Source organism: Streptomyces sp. SAI-170 (assembly GCF_049739565.1).
Classification (GTDB): Bacteria; Actinomycetota; Actinomycetes; order Streptomycetales; family Streptomycetaceae; genus Streptomyces.
The window spans coordinates 87891-106908 of record NZ_JBMGQD010000002.1 but is presented as its reverse complement, the minus strand read 5'-3'; the positions used below and the strand labels follow the sequence as shown (position 1 = coordinate 106908).

Here is a 19018-nt window from a genome sequence, read left to right as displayed (position 1 = left end):
CCGTCCAGGCATCCCACTGTGATGGGTATGCAGAACACGTCTGCACGACCCGCGTCAGCTTCCGACCCTCATCCGTACTCATCCGACGATGGTCGCGCAGCCTCAGGCGCCCGCCAATCGACTTCAGTCCGTCGTCGAGCCTCAAGCAGGACCAGACGAACGCCATCGTTGACCGGCCGGACAGCTCCTGGGCGAGGGGTCTTCGGGACCCGCGGCGTGGTCGGCCGACTACACGTTTGCTGGGCCCGGCACCGCTGCTTGTGGCGCTGCCGGGGAGTTGCCCTCCCTGGTCACTACCAGGCTCGCTGTGCTCGGTGAACGAGCTTGCGTTGCAGGCAGGGAAGTCCGGTCTGGGGGTGAGCGGCGGAGAGCTGCCCGGCGGGCCCCGTTACGGCGAGCCGGACGCGGCGACGTTTGGGTGGTTTGAACTCGGCGCCGATCGTTCCTGTCGCACACCAAAGGAGGCCGGGGGAGCGGGGCGTGGATTATACGGCAAATGGTCAGGGTCGGAAGGTCAGTTGGGGATTCAGTCCGGATTGCAGTCGTTGTTTCCATCGGATGCAGGTCACCCAGAGGAAGAAGGGGTGACGCAAGCCGATGGGCAGGGAGGGATCCCCATGAATGGTCAGACGGATCGAACGGCAGTGCTTGTCCTCATTGGGTGTGGGGTGGTGTACGCGAGCCTCGAGCACCCGGCGTTCGGCGCCGCACTGCTGGTGGGAGCCGGCGTCGTGACGTTGCTCCATCTCCTGTGGAAGGACCAATGACGGTGTCGCAGCATGCTGATGGGGATCTCTGCAAGGGCGGAGGAGTATGAGCGGTTCGACGGCTCTACGACCGGATCGCGGACGCCTTGTCGCTGGTCGCCCCGTCAGGTCCGGTCGCCGAGCTGTCGGGCGGCCAGGCGCCGGGATTCCTTGTCCGGGGATGCCCCCTCGCCGCTCGGGCCGCCGACGGCCAGGGCCAGGCCCACCGCGCCGAGCGTGACCGCCTCGAAGAGGATCACCAGGGCGCCGACCAGGTAGAACCCGCCCGGGATCCGGCCGAAGGTGTTCTTGCCGCGGCCGGAGTGGAACGCGCGTCTGGGCTGGGATGTCTGCGTCATGCCGTCCCCCCTCACGCCCGGCCGCTGTCGCCGGACCGGCGGCCGGCCGGCTCGCCGGCGAACCGCGTGGCCAGCAGCCCCGCCTCCCGCGCCTCGTCCAGCATCCGGTGCAGGTCCTGGAACCGGGACCGGCCGGCGAGCCCCTCGATCTCGGCGACGGCCAGCTCGTCGCGCACCGTGTTCACCACCAGCTCGTGCATGTCCTCACCGAGTTGCTCCAGCTCCCGTACGGCCCCCCCACGCGCGGTACGCCGCGTCCGCCGCGCGCGTGTTCTCCGCGTACCGCTCCGGCGCCTTAACCCGCTCCTCCAGCGCACTCGACGACAGCCGCAGCGCCTGCCGCTGAGTCCGCAGCACCTCCTGCCACCCGCGAGCCGGAGGCGTCCCCGGCAGCGGTGCGCACCTTCCGCGCCAGCCGGGTCAGCTCAGCCAGGCGCTGGGCGATCTCGTACTGCTGGGCCGGCAGCGTCACGCCGTTGGCGATGTCGTCCAGCAGGGCCGTCCCGGTCGACCTGCGACTGCAGTACTGCCGTCACGGCGGCCTGGGCGCGCTCCATCCGGCGCAGCGGCGCGTGGCCCAGCAGCCCGCGCAGGGAGCCGTCGCCGAAGTCCTCGGCCAGGTAGTAGCGGCCGTGGCGCAGCCGGGCCACCCGCCGCCGCTCGTCCATCCCGCAGCCCAGGACGACGACCAGCAGCCAGGCCAGCAGGTGCACGCCCACGACGGTCAGGACGAACGCCTCGAACCCGAACCGGACCCCCACCCAGACCAGCCCCGCCTGCGCCGCGAGCCCGACGGCCAGGCCGGGCCACACGCCGATCAGCGCCCACAGGATCGTCACCGGCAGCAGCGCGCACACCGCGGAGACCCCCAGGGCCGCCCAGATGTCCGCCCTGGTACGGCCGCCCAGCCCCGGCTCCCCGGGCAGCGGCAGCGTGGCCGGGAACAGTCCGTCGGCGGACTTCTCCAGCAGCGCGCGCTCCGAGTCCTCCAGGGCCGGATCCACCACCGGCCGCAGCGCAATGTCCCGCGCCATTTCAGCAACACCCCCCACAGATTGGGGGAGATCGTGACACACGCCGCAGGGGCTGCCCACGCCACCCCTGTTCCCGGCCGCCGACTGAGACGGCGCGAACCCGAACACAAACTGTCTTCCACCCCTTGGCCTGATGCTGCTGAGGCCGACGGCATGCGACACGCAGCCAGACGCGCGAGAGGCACCCCTGTCCAGTGGCCGGCGCCCCCAGTCCTGCGCCCGGTGACCCCTGTCCGGGCGCTGGCAATTGCCACTTCACACGCTTGTGTGCATTGCCTTGGATGTAACTGGCGCGTCCCGCCGGCGACCGCGTTGTGCCCGACACCGGCCGGCCGGTCCCGTACACGCCACCGCACGGCCCGTCACCTGGCGGGAGTTGCGCAGTGCTGGCCCTCGGCGAGCGCATGGATTGACTTTTGCTGACTGTCTCGCCGGCAGAGGCCGGGGACCAGCTGTCTGCGCCCCAACTCCGGCCTTGTCGTTTGCTGGACGAGAATCGCCCGCGGATTCAAGGGCCTTGACATGCTGGCGGAACTGGGCTGTTGCGTCTCGTTCGGGTGGCGGCGGGGGGTGGTGCTGGCGTGGGCCGGGCAGCGGGCCGGCGGATGCTCGCGCCGTCGCCAACACGTGCCGGTACGTCAATTGATCGGCTCAAGCTCTTCACCGTGATCGACGCCGGGGCCTTGATGAGGCTCGTTGAATTTCCCCACCCGACGCTCAGAGGTTCCCCAGGCCTGCTCACGCTTCTCCGCACCCGCAGCGCGTGGACCTGCGGACGGATGTCACTCAGGAGGGGCCGCTCGATAACCAGCCCAGCCCGAGCTGGAGCGGCCGATGCTATGGATGCTCGGTCGCCGCCGGCAGGTTGTGCCATGCATGTCCGCAGGCGCCTTTGCAGTACCTCTCGCGGCGGCGAGTGTCAGCAACGGCGAACACGGAAACGAGGACGCGGAACGCCTTGACGTGTTCGGCGGAGGGCAGGCCCGCGAACCCGTAGCGGGGCGGGTCCATGCAGATCATGACCGAGGGGTTAGCCGTGGGCTTCACACCAGACCGCGCCACCCCCGCACGGCCGTCCGCAGCTGTAATGTGCGCCTGCATCGCATAGTCAGCGACTTCCTGAAGAACCATCTGCTGGCGTGTCGGGGCGAGGTCGGAGAACCAGCTCACCCCGGCGTCCAACGTGCGGAGCTCTTGGGCGATCTCGTTGACGACCCGCTCGGTCTCGCGCCGGCATGTGCGGCCGTCGTCGCTGCTCGGTTCAGTCATCGCTGGATAATTTCACGACGCTGCTTCCGGGCGAGGAGCGGCATCAGCACCCGACACAGCGCGGGCGACGCCGGCCATCGTTGCCTCCGGCAATCAAGCGGGGGGCGAAGAGCAGCACTGGCCGATTTCACAGATCTTCATCAGCCTTGGCGTGTTCGTCTCCTGGGTTGGTCTTTCCCGGCCGCCTCGCGGTCTTGGTCAGGTCTGTCGTGGTCTGCTGGTGGGTTGTTGGTGGTGGTTGAGGGTGTGCCAGCGGCGTTCGTAGTCGGGTGTGTGGTCGGTGATGTAGGTGGTGGTGACGGGCCGGTTGTATTGGGCGGTGATGCCTTGGGTGGTGCATGCGTGGGCGATGGTGTCCGCTGTGGGCGGTTCGCCGCGCGTTCGGTACGCGGACCATACGTTGTAGACGCGCCAGGACAGCAGGTAGCGGCGCAGGGTGGAGGGGTGGACGGGTTTCCCGCCCCGGCCGTGGATGTTGTTCTGGGCGAGGTGGGCGGACAGTTGCTCGGCGGTCGGCTCGTGGCCGTGCTCGTTGTGGTACTCGCTCCAGGCCAGGTAGTAGCGGTCGACGGTGGTCAGGACGGTCCGCTTGCCCCCCTGATCCTCGGCGGTGGCCTTCACGGGCGCAGGGCGCTGCCCGGCGGCGGCGCCCGCCTGCACGGGGCGTTCCGCGCTGGTTTGCGCGCCCGTTGCTGACGGTGTGGTCTGGCCGTCGCCGCGCAGGCGGGCGTCGTGAGCTGCCGGCTTGTCCTCGCCTGGTGAGGTGGATGGTGTGGGCGCGGGGGCGGGTTGCGGCTGCTGGGGTTGTGGGGTTCGCGAGGGTCTGGTGTGCGTGGCGTCGTGGTGGACCCGCTGGTGGTCGGGGAGAGCGCCGGTGCGGGTGGCGCCTTGGGCGTGGGTGGCGGGCTGGCTGTTGGTGTGCGGGAGGCGGGGCTGTGGGTGGGCGGCTGCCGCGCGTTCGCCGGTGCGGGTGGGGTGTGTTCCTTGCGTGGGGGTGTGCCGGGGGCGGGGGATCGTCGGGGGCTGATGGCGGGGCGGTGCCGGTGGGGTCGTGTCCTGGGTGTTGCTGTGGGGGGTGTGGGGCTGTGCGTGTCTGCCGGTGTCCGCCTCGGTGTTTTCCTCTGCACGCTGATGCCCTGGCAGGGGTGGCACCTGCCCGCCTTCCGCAGTAAGCGGTGCGCCGGCTGTGGTGGAGGGTGTGGTGCGGTCGCGGGGCTGCGGGGCGTGTTGCGAGGTGGCGGGCTGGCTGTGAACGTGTGCCGCGTCTGCCGCATGGGGGTTGGCGAACCGGTCGTCGGACGTTGCGGTGGAGCTGTGCGGTTCCTGCGGGCGCCCGGGCGCGGGCGCTGAGGCGCGGGCCGCGGCAGGCTGCTGCTGTGTCGCTTCCACTCCGGTCGGCTCGGGCAGGGGCACTGACCGCTGCGCGGACCCGATGGGCGGCGGGGGCATTGCGGCGGGGTCTGCGGCGGCGGGTCCTGCCGGGATTGTGTGGGTGAGGGGGAGGCCGTGGCGGGCCAGGCGCAGTGGCATGAGGGCTTCGACGGGTGCCCTGTGCCGCCAGGCGCGTCCGTAGCGGGCGCGGAGGCGAGCCTGGTAGACGCGTCGTTCCTGCTCGAGCGTGATGGCCTGGTCGTAGGAGCGTTGTTCCCACAGCTTCATCCGGCGCCACAGCAGAAACGTTGGCACCGGGCTGAGCAGCCAGCGGGTGAGCCGTACGCCCTCCATGTGCTGGTCAGCCGTGATGTCCGCGATCCGGCCGATGGCGTGCCGGGCCGCCTCCACGGCGACCACGAACAGCACCGGGATCACCGCGTGCATGCCGGTGGCGAGCGGGTCCGGCCAGGCGGCCGCCGCGTTGAACGCGATCGTCGCGGTGGTCAGCAGCCACGCTGTGTGCCGCAGCAGGGGCAGGGGGATGCGGGTCCAGGTCAGCAGCAGGTCCAGGGCGAGCAGCACGCAGATACCGGCGTCGATACCGATCGGGAACAGGGGGGAGAACGTCCCGAAGCCTTTCTTCGCGGCGAGTTCGCTAACGGCGGTGTAGGAACCGGCGAATCCGATACCGGCGATGATCACCGCGCCGGAGGCGACCACGGCGATCAGGACGCGGTGTGCCCGTGTCAGCTGGACGGGTGCGCTCATCTCTCCTGCCTTAGTTCTGCGTGCTGTTGTGCCGCGTCACTGATGGCTGCTGTCCTGCCTGCGGGCGGCTTGCTCGGCCGGGGCCCGCGGTACGGGCTGCCGGGCTCGGGGTGCGGGGCCCGCGGTACGCGGTGCCGGGCTCGGGGTGCGGGGTGCGGGGTGCGGGGTGGGGGGTGTCGGTTACGGCCTGGTGTGTGTGTCTGGCTGTCCTGGCCGGGGGTTGAGGAGTTGGTGGATGAGGGTTTCGGTTTCGGGTTCGAGGGAGCAGTCCAGCGCCCGGTTGACCTGTTGCAGGCGGGTGATGGCGGTGTGCAGGCCCTGGCGGTTTGCGGCTGCGTGTTCGGTGCGCATCCAGTCGCGGTAGAGGAGTTCTGCGCTGTCGTCGGTGTCGAGGCCGGTGGCGACGGCCCGGCGTGCGGCGCTGAGGTCGTGGTGGGGGCCGGGTGTGGTGCGGTGGGTGGCTATGGTGTGGGCGACGTCGATGATCCGGGTGGTCATTTCCTGGGCGTGGGGCTGGGCCCAGGCGGGTGGCCGGCCGCCGAAGGGTTTGCCCCTCACCAGGGTCAGTGCCTTTTCCAGGTCGGCAAGGCCGCTCGTGCCCTGTCGCAGGGCGTGTTCGACGAGGTGCAGGAAGCGGGTCCAGTCGCAGCGGACGGTGGGGGCGAGCCGGTAGGGGTCCTCGGCCGCTTTGCGGCGCGGCACATACGGGTTGCCCGATGTGTCGTGGCCCAGACAGCTGCGCAGGCCCTGCATCCGTGCGTTGAGGGTGCTCGTCGACCAGGGGCTGACCGGGTCCATGTCGGCACACAGCACATCCGCGCTGCGGCCGGGCCGGAAGTACAGCAGGGCGGCGAGCTGCGCCATTCTGGGGCCGTGGCCGGTGCTGGCGACGCCTGTCACCTCGAGTGGCCCCAGGACCCGGATCTCGGGGGCGTGCAGGTCATGCGCGTCCTCCTGCGGCACCGGGTGCTCCGTGGAGGGGGCTGGGGTTGGGGTTGGGGTTGGGGTGTGAGCCTTCGCAGGTTGTGCCGTGCCGGCCACATTCACAGTGGTCGGGGACATGGGGGCATCAGACGCCGCTGCTTCGGTGCCCGGTCCGGTGGTTTTGTCGTCGGGCTGGGCCGGCGGTGCGGTGGGGGAGAGGAGACGGAGCCCGGCCGGGTCGGTGCCGGCGGCGAGGAGGGCCGGGAAGGCCTCGCCGGCGTCTGTTGCCGCCTCGGGTGTCGGGAGGGAGGCGGCAGTGGTTGCGGGCGCCGTCTTGTCCGGCGACGCCGGTTCGGGCTGGTGCGTGGGGGCGGGCTCGTCGGGGACGTCCCTCCAGGGCCCCTCGGCGGGGTGGGGCGGCTGTGCGGACACTTTCAGCGCGGTGGTGATCTGCTGGTAGGCGGCGTGTTCCAGGCGCTGCACGGTGATGGTGGTGCCGGTGTGGTCGAGTGGCTGGGGTTCGTCGAGGGAGGCGTTGAGGATTTCGGCCTGGGGGAAGTGGGCGGCGGCTGTGCCCGCGGGGGCGATCAGCGTGACGGGCAGGGGGCCTGCTTTGTCGATGACGTCGGCGAACTGCCAGGCGGTGTCGTCGTCCAGGGCGGAGGCGCACAGCAGCAGGTAGGGCCGGTGCCGGGTTTCGGGCATCTGGTGCGCTTCCAGCAGGCGTTCGCCCAGATCCCTCAGTGCGTGTGCGGCCTGGCGCATGTGGGTGATCCGTGTGGTGGGCAGCAGTTGCGGCAGGTCCTCGCCGAAGCCCACGGTGACGATGTCGACGTCGGCTGCCCACGGACTCATGGCGAGTTCGAGGGCGAGTGAGGTGCACACTTCGGTGATGTGGACGGGGTTGCCGTCCAGCAGCAGTGCGGGCTGCTGCGTGAGGTTGAGCAGCAGCAGGTCGCCGGCCTTCGTGCTGCCGATCGTGACCAGCCCCGGATACGGTGCCGGCACCTCGTGGGCGGCCTTCTCGTCCAGGAGGGCGGCCTCGGCGGGAAGGACCCACCAGCCGCCCGGCCCGGAGACGAAGGGCGCCGTCGGTTCCTGGGCGAGGTCTTCGGGCAGCACCTGAACTGCGCGAGTTGTGATGCGGGCGGCCCGCAGCGGCGGCAGGACCGCGTCCTCTTCCTGCTGGGCCACGTGGTGGGCCAGGGTCCGCAAGCCCGTATCCAGGCGGGCAGCGCTGCCGGGCTCGGCGGCCGCTGCCAACTGGGCCTCTGCTGGGGAGGTCTCGGCTGCGATGGCGATCTTCTCGCCAGGCTTGCGGCGTCGGCGCTGCAGCGTCCGGCGCAGGGCGAGCGCGCCGGTGACGGCCGCGGCGAGCAGTGCGCCGGCGCCGAGCACGATCCGCAGGTTCAGCGGGCTGGCGCCGACCGGGGGTTGTCGCCGGGGCGGCGGGCGTCAAGGAGGAGGCAGCGGAGCCGGACGGCTCGGCCGCTGCCGACGGCGGGAGGGCAGAAGGCGAGGCGCTGTCGCTTGGCTGGGGTGCCGCCGGCGTTGCTGCGGAGGGTGAGGGCCCCTGTCCGGGCTGTGCGGCCGGGCTGGGCGGGGTGGCCGGGCGGCTGGACGGCGCGGTGGGCGCCGGCGACTGCGGTGCAGGCACCTGGGGTTGGCGGGATGCGGGCGCTGGTGCATGGCCCGTCCTGTTGTTCGGCGTCTGCGGGTCGTCGGGATCCTGTGTGGTCGGGGGAGCGGTTGCCTGGCTGCCGGACTCCTCACCATCGCTCTGCTCGTGGGGCGGCTGACCGGTCTGGGTCTCGGGCACGGTGACCTGCTGCCCCGCGTAAATGGTGTTCGGGTCGGTGATGGTGGGCAGGTGGTGCGGCTGCGGCTTGCCGCGGCTGGCGTCGAACAGCTGCGGCCATTCGGCGCCGTCCCCGAGCTCCCTTTCTGCGATCTTCGACAGGTAGTCGCCGGAGTGGACCGTGACGACGTGCGCGCCGTCTTCGCGGGCCGCCGGCAGGCTCTCACCTGGCTGCGTACGGACGCCTGCCGCGGCTGCGGCGGATTGCGCTGTCTCACCGCTTTCGTCGTCTGCCGCAGGGCTGTCGTCCAGCTGTGTGCGGGCGCCCGCCGTGGCCGCTTGGGGCATGTTCAGCTGCCAGCCGGGCTGCAGGAAGCTGTTCGCGCGGAATACGGTGCCGTCGGCCATGGTGCGGCCCTCGTTCAGTTCGGCGATCTCCTGCCAGCGCTCGCCGTCCCCCAGTTCCCGTTCGGCGATGCCCCACAGGTTCTCTGCGGGCCGCGTCTGGCGCACCGTGTAGGTGGAGCGGGTGGATGCTGTGCCCGCCGCGGGCGGCTGGGCCTGCTCGCCCCCGGCGGGCTGGGGTGCCTGGGCCTGCCCGGGGTGGCGGCTGGCGGTGGGTGCCGGGGCGGCCTGGGCGTCAAAGGCGAGTGCCGAACTGGTAGGCACAAGGACGAGGATGCTGCCGATCAGCAGGGCCGCGGCGCGTTGCGAGGCGCCCATCCCGCGCGGCGGATGCCAGGTGCGGCCCCGCACCTGCGCGGCCAGCTCGCGTACGGCGCAGAACGTGAACTGCGCCCACCCGGCCCACCCCACGGCCACGAGCAGCAGGAGGAACACACCGCCGGTGTCCTGCCGGTCGAGCAGGTGCAGGACGTCGTCGTGGGTGGCGGCCCAGATGACGGGGGTGGCCCAGGCGAGCAGCAGCGGCAGCCCGGCGAGGGCGGCGGCCAGGACGAGCAGGCTCGTCACGGCCTTGGTGACCCGGCCCAGGGTGCGGCCCGCCGCCGCGGCGGGGGAGCGGGTGGTGGTGCGCATCAGTTTCCTTCCGCGGCGGTGACGCCGTGCAGGAGGGTGGCCTTGCCGTGGCCGGTCACCGGCAGAGAGCCGATCCCGGCCACCGACAGGAACTTCGTGTCGTAGGTGCCGTTGACCGTGACGGTGAGTGTCTTGCCGTCGCCGGACACGCCGACCGTGCCGGTGGCACCGGCGGATCGCAGGTAGGACTGGGCTGCTGCGGCCGCGGCCTGCGGGTCCACAACGATCGCTCTCCCGCTGATCGCGTCGGCCGGGTCGATGGCCTGCCCGCCTGCCCGTGCGGCCTCGCCGGCGACATAGTCGGCGCGCTCGGTGGCGCGCATCTTGCTGCCGCCGTCGACGGCGACGCCGATAATGCCGATCAAAGCGAGGACGCACACGGCGACAAACACGGTGACACCTCCCGCATCGCCCAGCCGCGTCCGGCGCCGCAACAGCCAACGGGAGATCATCCATCCCCCCGCGTCGCAAGATCCTGCCGGGCCCGCCGGTCCGCGAGCGCATCGCCGCCTGCCTCGGCTACCGCACCGCCACCTGGCCCGACACCGCCGACCCGCACCTGTCCAACAACGCCAGCCTCCGCTACACCGAAGTTGTCGACCACCCCGGCTTCACCGACACCGACCCCTTTGGTTGACCGATCCCGCCGAGCTTGAGGCCGAACCGCTCCCGTACGCTCACGGCCATGCCCACCGGTCTCACCCCCTGCCACTGCGTCGTCTGCCAGGACATCAACGAACTGGACCCCCGCACGCAGTCGACCGTCGACGTCATTCAGCAGCACGGCTGGCAGGTCACGATGATTCCCGCCGATGACCAAGGACCGGGCTGGGCCTACACCACCGGTCTCTGGCATAGCAGACGGATGCCTGAGGTTGCGATGTTCGGCTTGGACGTGCGTCTGATGCAGACGATCCTCAACCAACTCGCTCAGCGAGCTGTCCAAGGACAGCCCTTGGAAGCCGGCCGCGAGCGCCACGATGTCGCAAGCGTCCCCGTGGTATTCCGGGCCGTCGACTACCGCTGGTACAAGGCGTTCTTCGGAACCGCGATCAGCTACTACCGCAAGCCGCCGTTCCCGGTCCTCCAGGTCGTCTGGCCCAACCGCGACGGAGCTTTCCCCTGGCAGGCCGGCGGGGAAGGCCTCCTGTCCCACCAGCCCAGGCTCGACCTGCACCCCGACGAGCATCCCGTCGGCGTATGGACGCAAGACCTGTAAGCGTGCGACGGCGGCGTCGTGGCGGACCATGACGGCATGAGGCACTGGTTCCGCAGCTACTGGACCGAGGAAGGCACCTGGTTCTACTTCGAGGTCGACGCCGACGGCTGGGTCACCCGCCAGGTTGAACTCCAAGGCCCCAGTGCGAAGCCGATCGCCGCAGCGTCCCTGGCCGAATGGCAAGCCGCCCGGACTGCCGGAACACTGGCGGACTGCGAGAAGACGTTCGGCGCCGCTGCTGAGGTGCCCGTCCATGAGTGGGACAATCACGAGCTGCACGGCCTCGTCCTCGAAGAGTTCGAGACCGTCTGGCTCGCAGCACGAACAGCCTGCCAAGCACGAGCGCGGAATCGCTCGGCGAGCGGAGCTTGAACCCAAGTACTCTCGCACGCTCACTGCACGGCCCCCCTACCTCGGTTCGCGCCCCATGACCCTTCAGGATTCGCGAACCCGAGAGCTCGCTGCCGGTACTGGTCCACGACCGACGTCGCCGTCGAGGTGAGCGTCTTGGCCCCCGGCACGCCCGGCAGCAGCAGATCCGACAGAGTGACTGTGCAGGTGACGGTCACGGTGACCGTGCCGACCTGCCCCACCGGCACGCTCAGGCCGCCGGTGTTGACGGTCACGGATGTCGACGCGCACTTGATTCCCTGGTCGCCCAGGGATTCAGCTGCTGCTGCCTGTGCGGCGCTGTGGGCGGCCGCCTGTGTGCGGTGGATGGACGCCTCCCGGGCTGCGTCCTCGGCCGCCGCGTCGATCTTCGAGCCGGAGGTGACGATCCGGCCCCCGGCGAGCACCAGACACAGAAACATGATCAATGCCGGGAGGACGAGCGCCGCCTCGATCGCAGCACTGCCCTCATCCCTGCGCAGCCCCCCGGCCCGAGGGGCCGGCGCCGCCTGGATCGCGGCACTGCCCTCGTCGCTGCGCAGCCTGCCGGGCCGCCGGGTCGGCGCCGCTTCGATTTCGGCCCTGCGCTCATCTCCGTCAAGTCTGCCGGCCTGGCGGGTCAGCGCCGTCTCGTTCGCGGCACTGCCTTCGCCGCTGTGCAGTCTGCGGGTCCAACGGGCCATGGATCGCATCGGATTCACTCTCCCGGGACTGTCCAGCGCTCCACGGGCCCGGACGCCGACTGGGTGATCCCAAGGCCCGGTACACCGGGGATCATCGACAGGGCCGTGCCGGACACCTCAACGCGCACACGCTGGCCGTTGCTGTACGCGCTCACGCTGTAGCCGTTCAGGCTGTCACCCGCGGTGCGCGCCAGCACGGCCCGCGCCTGGGCCGCACCGTCGGCCGGGCCCGACTGGTAGGTACGCGCCGCGGTGGCGCCTTCGCGGGCAGCGGTCAGGGCGATCTGCCGGGCGTAGTACCACAGGGAGGCCTGGACGACGGCGAGGGTGGCGAGCAGCACGAGGGGGAAGACGATCGCCATCTGGATGCTGGTGTCCCCGCGGTCCTCGCTCCACCTGCGCCCCTGCCACCGGTGCGACAGCCGCTGGATGTGGCTCATCACAGCCCGTTGAGGATGCCGTTGTACCTGGCGAGCACCACGGCGATGGTCCCGGCGATCAGGATGGCACCGCCGACGGCGGCCACCCAGATGATGACGGTGGTGGTGGAGATGTCGCCGCGGTCGGGCCGGCGCCAGGCCTCCTGGAGGCCTTGGCGCACGTGCCCGGTCAGTCCGAGGACCGCACCCTTCGTGCGCGCCCGCACGCGCGCGCTCAGCGCGGGGACCGGACCGCCTGCGTGCGCCCGGGCATGCGCGCCTCGGTGGCCGGGCCCGTGGCCCGGTGCGGGTAATGCGGTGTGCGGGCCGGCGTGCGGGTGCGGGCTCGCGCGGAGCACGGCACGGCGGGTGCGGGCTGCGGTGTGCTTCATGTTCCTCGACCTCTCTCAGCAGGTGGTGAACAGGGGCGATGGTTTTTTAGACGGTGAGCATGCGGATCACGGCGGGGAAGGCCATCAGCAGCATCACCAGGACCGCCAGCAGGGCTCCCGGCGCGGTCATCTTTTCGCTGGCCGCGTTCGCCTCGGCGGCCTGATCGGCCAGCAGTTCGGCATTGAGCGCCGCGGTGCGGGCGCGCAGCGCCTTGTAGACGGCGGCTCCGTCGGTGGCTGAGCCGCGCATGATGTCGGCGACATCGTCCAGGACAGGCAGGCCGTACTCGTGGGCGAGTTCGGTGAGCGCCTGGTACGGCGGAATCTTCTCCAGCCGGGCCCGGCGCAGCGCGCCCTGCAGATACAAAAAGGGCCAGCCCTCGCCGACCTCGGCCGCCTTCTGAAGCGCCTCAGCAGGTCCGGCGTCGGCGGCCCGCTTGAGCGCGACCAGGTCCAGGTAGGCGGACAGGGCGTGCGCGAACTCCTCCCGCGCCCGCCTGGCCTGGTCCCGCACCGCGAGATCGGGTGTGATGAACAGCAGGGCCGCGACGAGGAGTCCGGCGCCGGCGGGCACGTAGAACGGCAGGCCTACGCCCGCGATGATCCACGGAACCGCCGCGATCACGGGGCAGAGCAGGCCCAGCACGGCGAGCGCCGTCTTCTTGAGCATGAACTGGCCCGGACCCTGCCCGAGCAGAGCGAGGTTGACGGTGGGAACCTTGACGCCCGGAAGCCGCTCGAGGCGGGCCAGCAGCCACCGGCCCCACACCTCCTCGCGCTCCAGCTCCGGCTCGGGCATCGTCAAGGTGGCCGGGGCACTGCGCGTCAGGGCCGGCCGCAGCGCGGGCTGGGACTGCAGCAGTTCCCGGATCAGCAGCGCGAGACCGGCACCGGCCGTGCCGCCGGCCACGACGGGGAGCAGGTTCACGGGGCGGCTCCTTCCGGCTCACGGGCGGCGACCGGCACATCCGCCTCCGGCCCGGGCGTGGGCGCGGGCAGGCGGACGGTGCTGGCCGGGTCGGGAATGAGGAAGCGGGGGATACGGCGGAAGGACCCCAACTGCCGCATCAGAGCGAGCACGCCGACGAATCCGGCCGCCATCAAGGCGAGCACGAGCTGTCCCAGGAGCGTGGAGTACGGCCTGGTGTAGCTGGGCACGAAGAACCCGGCCACCACGACACCCACGGTGATGATGGTCATCCACCGCACCGTGGTGCGCGGTTTTGCCCGGTCCGCCTCGATGCCACGCTTGCGGGCGACCTCCTCGCGGACGGTGCCCGACAGGTCCTCCAAGGCCTGCGCCAGGCCCGGGCCGCGGTCGCCCGCGGACAGGATGAGCGCCGCGGCCACCTTGTCGGCGGTGACATCGTCGAGTTCGTCGGCGAACGCGCGCAGCGCTTGCTGCGGCCGCCACCCCAGGCGCAGCCGGTCGGACAGGTTGACGATCTGCGGGGCGAGAGCGTCCGGCGCCCCCTGACGGCTGGTGATCATCGCCTGTTCCAGGCCCATGCCCAGGCGCAGCAGGCCGGCCAGACGCTGCGTCCACTCGCTCAAGCCCTCCAGCTGCCCGATGCGCTCCTGCGCCATCTGTGCCGGCGTGATCAGCCACGGCACGCCGATCACGGCCGCGCCCAGCACAACCCCGCCGGCGAAGTTGCCGGAGACCAGCCACACGACGACGAAGACCACGACGGCCGCGACCCTGAGGGTCCGCCGCCGCATCCGGGCGTCCCCGCTCTGCCTCTTCCTGCCGTGCAGGGCCAGCCAGCGCTGACGCAGCGAGGGCCGCCGCGGCGCCGTGGTACCCACGACACCGGCCACGACCCCGATCAGCCCACCGGCCACGGTCATCCCGCACAGCAGCCCGAACAGCCACGTCATCGACTCACCCCCACCTTCAGCGGCAGCGGCGCCGCCCAGGCGCCGTAACGCTGCTGAAGCAGGCCCGAGTCGAAGCCGACACGGCGCAGGTCATCAATGCACTGGGGATCCATCCGCGGAACCGCCCGCAGCTCACCGAACTCACGGCCGGGGGAGAAGATCTCGTTGGTCGCGGGCCGGCCCGTCTCCCCGATCCCGGTCAGTTCCAGGACGTGGGAGACGTAGCGGTGGCGGCGCCCGCCGATCTGCGTCTCGTCCGTCATATCGACGTAGACGATGAAGTCCAGGCCGTTGGCGGTCTGCCGGTAGGCGAGCTGCTCGGACAGGTTCCCCTGGGCCAGCGCGTACAGCTCGGCGATCCGGTCGAAGATGATGTCCGGCCGCCGCGCGTGGATGGTGCACAGGTTGCCGCCGGAACCGTTCGTCAACGCCTGCATCATCGCGACGACTTCGCTTCCGCGGACCTCGCCGACCACGATCCGCTCCAGCGACATCCGCAGCGCCGGATGTATCAGATCCAGGAGCGTGACCTCACCGGCGCCGCGCCCGGTGACGTCCTTCTCCCCGTTGGACTCGCGGCCCACCAGGGACACGACCTGCCTGTGGTAGCCGCCTGCATGAGCGAACAGCTCATCCTCGGTCTGGATGGTCGCAAACCGGCACTCCGGGTCGAACTCGCGGAGCATCGCCCGCAACAGCGTGGTCTTCCCCGCCTTCTGCTTCCCCGCGATCATGATGTTCTTCTCCGCGCGCACACACGCACCCAGGAACTCACGCAGGATGGGGTCGATCGTGCCCAGTCGCACGAGGTCGTCGAGCGTCGCGTGGGAGATGCGGTGCCGGCGGATGACCGCATACGTCATCGGCCCCAGCCCGGTGATGGCCTGCAGACGCGAGCCGTCCTGCAGGGACAGCGCGAGGGTCGGGTTCGCGGTGGAGATGGTGCGCTCGCTGTGCCCGGACCCCCGGGCCAACTCCCGCAAAAGGTCCAGCAGTTCCTCTTCGGAGTCCGCGACGGGGCCGACCCGGCGGCGCTCGCCGTCACCGTAGTCGAGCCACACCTCGCCCGGGCCCTGGATGATGATGTCCTCAACCCGGTCATCGTCCAGGTACGGCTGCAGCCGTCCGGCCCGAAAGAGCAGGTCGTACACGGCGCGCCGCAGCGCCTCGTCCTCGGGCGGCGTCATCGCCTGGGCGTCCGACCACAACGCGACAGCCTCAGCAATCCAGTTCAGACAGCGCTGCTCCTCGCTGGCCCGGTCCATGTCGGGCTTGGTCTTGAGCAGTTCCTCGCGCTGCTTGGCGACCTGGGACGCGATCTCGCGGGCCACCCGGTAATCGACGGTGACCTCAGGAGCCGCCGCGCCGAGCACTTGGGTACTCGAGGCAGCACCGGCCGGCGCCGGTGTGCCGCTGGACTGCCCAACCCGCTCCTGAGGCAGCGGCGCCACCGTGGGGTCCGGGTGCAAAGGCCTAGCGTGCACGGCTCACCTCCCCGCCTGCCCGGGCGGCGCGCGGATCGAGGCGGGCCCGGCGCATGGCGGCCTGCTGCAGCAGCAGCGTGCTGGTCGTGCGGGCGGCCTTCATCAGCGGCGATCTGGTGAAGTGGCGTGGCTGTTCGGCGCCGTCGGACAGCACGCGGGCATCCTTCGGCGCATGGGGCAGGGTGGCGGTCACCGGCACCTGCAGAACGCGCTGCACTTCCCCTGCGGGATAGGGGCCCTCGTTGATCATCAGCACGCTGACGTCTCCGACGCGTTCCGCCAGCGCGCGAACCCGGCCTTCAGCGGCCTGCAGACAGCGCAGGGTGTTACGGACCACGACGAAGGTGGCGTCGGCCTGTTCGGCCAGGACACCGCAAGGCCCGTAGGCCCCTCGGCGGCCGAGGTCGATCAGGACGTCGTGGCCGCTCTCGGCCTCGATGCCGCGGAACATCTGCGCGAGGATCTTCCAGACCGAGGTGAGGCTCGCCGACTGTGCGGGGTCGGTGATGCCAGGCAGCAACAGCCGGTCGCGCGGGGACATCTGCTTGCCGTCCTCGCTGCTCAGGTCGATCAGCTGCCGCCAGAAAGCGTCACTGAACTCGCCTTTGCGGGCAGCGACCGAGAGGTTGCGCAGCCCGTACCGGTCCCCGAGCGTGCCCTGCAGCAGCCCGTGCAGCACGGCACCGCCGTCCGGGTCACACTCGGCCAGGATCATCCGCCGGCCCGCCTCCAGCGGCCACGACAGCAGCAGGGCGAGAGCGCTCGTGGTCACACCGGGAGCACCGCTGCAGCCTGCAAGCGCGATCACAGCCATCAGCTGCCGTCCGGGGCAGCAAGGACCAGGCGCAGGGCGCCTTCCGCTTCCCACGCGGCGGCCGTGGGACCGTCCGTGGCGGAGGTAGCCACGTCCACGACCACAACTCCCGTGCCCGGGGCAGCGCCGGAAGCCTTCACCACCCTTGCATCGATGGTCCGCACCGCGGCGTCGGCCGGCTTACCCGCCTCCGTCGTTCCCTGAGCCGGGACGTGCACCAGCTGCAGCTTCTGGCCCGGCACCAGAGCGGTAGCCGGGATCTCCTTGGGCTCCAGACCGACCGGCACCAACTGCTCGCCGGACTTCACCAGCGAGTCCCTCGTCACCTGCGAGGGTGCAAGCAAAGAACCGGACTTGAGTTCCACCGCGGCCCGCTTGCCCACCACCGACTGCAGATCGTCGGCGCGCACCGCCCTGACAGCCGGGTCCAGGGCCACGGACGCCCTGCCCAGGTCGTCCTCGGAGCGGACCTGCCCAACCTGGACGTCACGGACCACGGTCACGACCTCCGTACGGTGGCCGACCTGCAGTAACAGGACAGCCACCCCGGCGCCACCAGCGGCGATCAACGCCAGCGACAGTGCGATGACACCCGGTCGCCGCCTGCGAGCCGACACCCGGGGCGGCGCCACTGGACGAGCCACACGCACCTGCTGGGAGACCCCGCTCGGGGCTGTGTCTAAACGTTCCTGGATCTTGCTCACCGTCTTGTCCTTCCGGTGGCGTTACCTGACGACCTGTACTTCTCCGATTGCCACATCCACGTTGTTCTGCCGGACCTCGGTGAGCTGGCCGGCCTCTCCGCCGCCCTGCCAGTTGACGGTCCACGTTGAGGTCGCGGTCACTGGAAACCTGCCACTGGGGGCGCCGGCCGAGGTCTTGGAATACACGTGTCCGCAGGTCGGGGACTGGGCCATGCCCTGGGACGACGTATAGGGCGTGCCTGGGCCGTTGCAGGTCACAGAAGCGCCGTCGCCCATCGTCCACACGATCTTCGACACCTTCGCGACAGCGGTGACGGTGATCCCGCCAGCCGACGCCGAAGCGCTGTTCGGCCCGTAGGTTGTGGCGCTCTGGTTGACCCACATCCACATCGGGACACCCACGGTGTACTTCCCGGCCGCACGCGGACTGGCTATATCAGGTCCCAGCAGCAGCATCTTGTCGACCGCCTGCTGAGCAAGGATCTCCGGATCCACCGCCTGCTGAACAGGCGGATTCGCCAACCAGACCATTCGGGCAATTGTGTTGGTGAAGTCCTCCCAGCCGCATTCCTGTTCGTACACCGCGCCGTCGCCAGGCTCATGGCCTTCCCAGTCCAAGCTGCCAGCGGGCGGCTGCGGGTCTGCGAGTTTGTAACTGCATACCTTCTTGCTGCCGTCGTCCCCGGCAGACGAACCGCTTTCGCCGGTTGCAGTGTCGCTGCCGCCCGCCTGACCGCCGTCCTGGCCGGGGACGGTGACTTCGACCTGGCAGGTGAACAGGTAGCAATCGGTGCTGCCGCTGCCCTTGGGGGCCTTGTCTGCGTAAGCGTTGGGGGAGACGGAGAGCGTAGCTAGGACAGTCATTGTGGTTATGGCGACGCTGTGACGTCTCAGCATGACTTTCCTTGTGGCTCGTCGCGGGTGACGCGCCACCCCTCGGGATACTTCTCGACGGTGCTGACGACTACGTACTTCAGCAGCCGGTTGGCCGGGAGGTTCGCCGGCTCCTTGTTCTTGGCATCGACCGTCTCCCACTTTGAGATGTCCAGACAGTTCGACAGGGTGACGTTGGGAACCTTGCCCGTCGTGTCGGTCTTCGTGGCGGTGGAGCTAGAGATCGTTACGCTGCCGATGATGATGTTGCCGTCGTCGTGGGCACGTTTTGCGTCGGTCTGGGCATTCTTCAAGGCCGCGGATGCTGCGTATCGATCAAGATGGGCGCTTTTGCCGGCGGGGTCGGCGTAGAGCTTCTCCATCTCACGCCAGTAGGCGCGGTAACGGGCAATCGCCTCCTGCTCCGCAGCCAGTGCCGGGTCGGTCGACGCCGAGGGGCTGGGTGCGGGAGCAGTCGTGGAAGTCCCAGACGTGGACGGAGAGCTGCGTGATGGTTTGTCGGCAGCCTCGTCGCCTTCGCTCGACGAGCTGCACGCGCAGAGCGCCAGCAGTGCTCCAGCCGCCAGAGCCGCGGCCAGCAGATTCCGGCTGCGAACAGCGCAACGTTGGTTTCCGTTTACCGGGACGTTCACATTGCCTCCCCGTGCGACGCCCTGGCCGTTCCGTGCCCGGGTCGCTGGTGCACGGCGGCAGCCCATGGCTGCGCCAGGGGCCAAGTGCGGTGATGTGACTGCGAGGTCGCAAGGCTATGCATATGCCATTCAACTTCCCAACGGGGTTATCGAGTTCGTCTGAATAACTCGGGACGTATCCGGTCACTTCTGGAAC

The 19018-nt window shown here is 70.3% G+C and carries 19 protein-coding genes; 2 read left to right on the top strand and 17 right to left on the bottom strand.

The window, feature by feature from the left end; all coding sequences use genetic code 11:
* Positions 1-871: 871 nt before the first annotated feature.
* From RKD23_RS39835 to RKD23_RS39805, 7 genes are all read right to left on the bottom strand, one after another.
* Complete coding sequence (locus RKD23_RS39835; RefSeq protein WP_424858540.1) at positions 872-1105, bottom strand: hypothetical protein; 234 nt, start codon at positions 1103-1105, stop codon at positions 872-874.
* 11 nt (positions 1106-1116) lie between these two features.
* Positions 1117-1305: a hypothetical protein gene (locus RKD23_RS39830; protein WP_424858539.1), complete on the bottom strand. Its 189-nt coding sequence runs from the start codon at positions 1303-1305 to the stop codon at positions 1117-1119.
* A gap of 225 nt (positions 1306-1530) precedes the next feature.
* The gene (locus tag RKD23_RS39825; RefSeq protein WP_424858538.1) at positions 1531-2139 is read right to left on the bottom strand and encodes a hypothetical protein; all 609 of its coding nucleotides are present in this window, start codon (positions 2137-2139) and stop codon (positions 1531-1533) included.
* 837 nt (positions 2140-2976) lie between these two features.
* Complete coding sequence (locus RKD23_RS39820; RefSeq protein WP_424858537.1) at positions 2977-3408, bottom strand: DUF5958 family protein; 432 nt, start codon at positions 3406-3408, stop codon at positions 2977-2979.
* 198 nt (positions 3409-3606) lie between these two features.
* A complete protein-coding gene (locus RKD23_RS39815) occupies positions 3607-5550 on the bottom strand; it encodes a DUF2637 domain-containing protein (protein WP_424858536.1) in 1944 nt (647 codons plus the stop codon).
* Between the two features lie 180 nt (positions 5551-5730).
* Entirely contained in the window at positions 5731-7872 is a 2142-nt protein-coding gene (locus RKD23_RS39810; RefSeq protein WP_424858535.1) for a hypothetical protein, read from the bottom strand.
* 1437 nt (positions 7873-9309) lie between these two features.
* A complete protein-coding gene (locus RKD23_RS39805; protein ID WP_424858534.1) occupies positions 9310-9762 on the bottom strand; it encodes a pilus assembly protein TadG-related protein in 453 nt (150 codons plus the stop codon).
* A gap of 233 nt (positions 9763-9995) precedes the next feature.
* Here RKD23_RS39805 and RKD23_RS39800 point away from each other — a divergent pair, with 233 nt between their 5' ends.
* On the top strand, positions 9996-10529 hold the full coding sequence (locus RKD23_RS39800) for a DUF4262 domain-containing protein (RefSeq protein WP_424858533.1): 534 nt from the start codon (positions 9996-9998) through the stop codon (positions 10527-10529).
* Positions 10530-10565: 36 nt separating this feature from the next.
* Positions 10566-10901: a hypothetical protein gene (locus RKD23_RS39795; RefSeq protein ID WP_424858532.1), complete on the top strand. Its 336-nt coding sequence runs from the start codon at positions 10566-10568 to the stop codon at positions 10899-10901.
* A gap of 20 nt (positions 10902-10921) precedes the next feature.
* Here the strand turns inward: RKD23_RS39795 and RKD23_RS39790 are convergent, their stop codons facing one another.
* The 10 genes from RKD23_RS39790 to RKD23_RS39745 all read right to left on the bottom strand — a co-directional run bounded on the left by RKD23_RS39790 (position 10922) and on the right by RKD23_RS39745 (position 18822).
* Positions 10922-11434 carry a TadE family protein gene (locus RKD23_RS39790; RefSeq protein ID WP_424858546.1) on the bottom strand — a complete coding sequence of 171 codons (513 nt, stop codon included), beginning with the start codon at positions 11432-11434 and terminating at the stop codon, positions 10922-10924.
* Between the two features lie 182 nt (positions 11435-11616).
* Positions 11617-12042, bottom strand: coding sequence for a TadE/TadG family type IV pilus assembly protein (locus RKD23_RS39785; protein WP_424858531.1), 426 nt, complete (start codon positions 12040-12042; stop codon positions 11617-11619).
* Entirely contained in the window at positions 12042-12413 is a 372-nt protein-coding gene (locus RKD23_RS39780) for a hypothetical protein (RefSeq protein ID WP_424858530.1), read from the bottom strand. Before RKD23_RS39780 ends, RKD23_RS39785 begins: the two co-directional genes overlap by 1 nt.
* Before the next feature lie 46 nt (positions 12414-12459).
* A complete protein-coding gene (locus tag RKD23_RS39775; RefSeq protein WP_424858529.1) occupies positions 12460-13341 on the bottom strand; it encodes a type II secretion system F family protein in 882 nt (293 codons plus the stop codon).
* Entirely contained in the window at positions 13338-14294 is a 957-nt protein-coding gene (locus tag RKD23_RS39770; RefSeq protein WP_424858528.1) for a type II secretion system F family protein, read from the bottom strand. Before RKD23_RS39770 ends, RKD23_RS39775 begins: the two co-directional genes overlap by 4 nt.
* The gene (locus RKD23_RS39765) at positions 14291-15778 is read right to left on the bottom strand and encodes a CpaF family protein (protein WP_424858527.1); all 1488 of its coding nucleotides are present in this window, start codon (positions 15776-15778) and stop codon (positions 14291-14293) included. Before RKD23_RS39765 ends, RKD23_RS39770 begins: the two co-directional genes overlap by 4 nt.
* Positions 15768-16592, bottom strand: a complete 825-nt coding sequence (locus tag RKD23_RS39760; protein ID WP_424858526.1) for a hypothetical protein — start codon at positions 16590-16592, stop codon at positions 15768-15770. Before RKD23_RS39760 ends, RKD23_RS39765 begins: the two co-directional genes overlap by 11 nt.
* Positions 16592-17296 carry an SAF domain-containing protein gene (locus RKD23_RS39755; RefSeq protein ID WP_424858525.1) on the bottom strand — a complete coding sequence of 235 codons (705 nt, stop codon included), beginning with the start codon at positions 17294-17296 and terminating at the stop codon, positions 16592-16594. Before RKD23_RS39755 ends, RKD23_RS39760 begins: the two co-directional genes overlap by 1 nt.
* Before the next feature lie 21 nt (positions 17297-17317).
* Complete coding sequence (locus RKD23_RS39750; protein WP_424858524.1) at positions 17318-18193, bottom strand: ATP/GTP-binding protein; 876 nt, start codon at positions 18191-18193, stop codon at positions 17318-17320.
* A complete protein-coding gene (locus tag RKD23_RS39745; protein WP_424858523.1) occupies positions 18187-18822 on the bottom strand; it encodes a hypothetical protein in 636 nt (211 codons plus the stop codon). The genes RKD23_RS39750 and RKD23_RS39745 overlap by 7 nt, the downstream gene beginning before the upstream one ends.
* Positions 18823-19018: the final 196 nt, after the last annotated feature.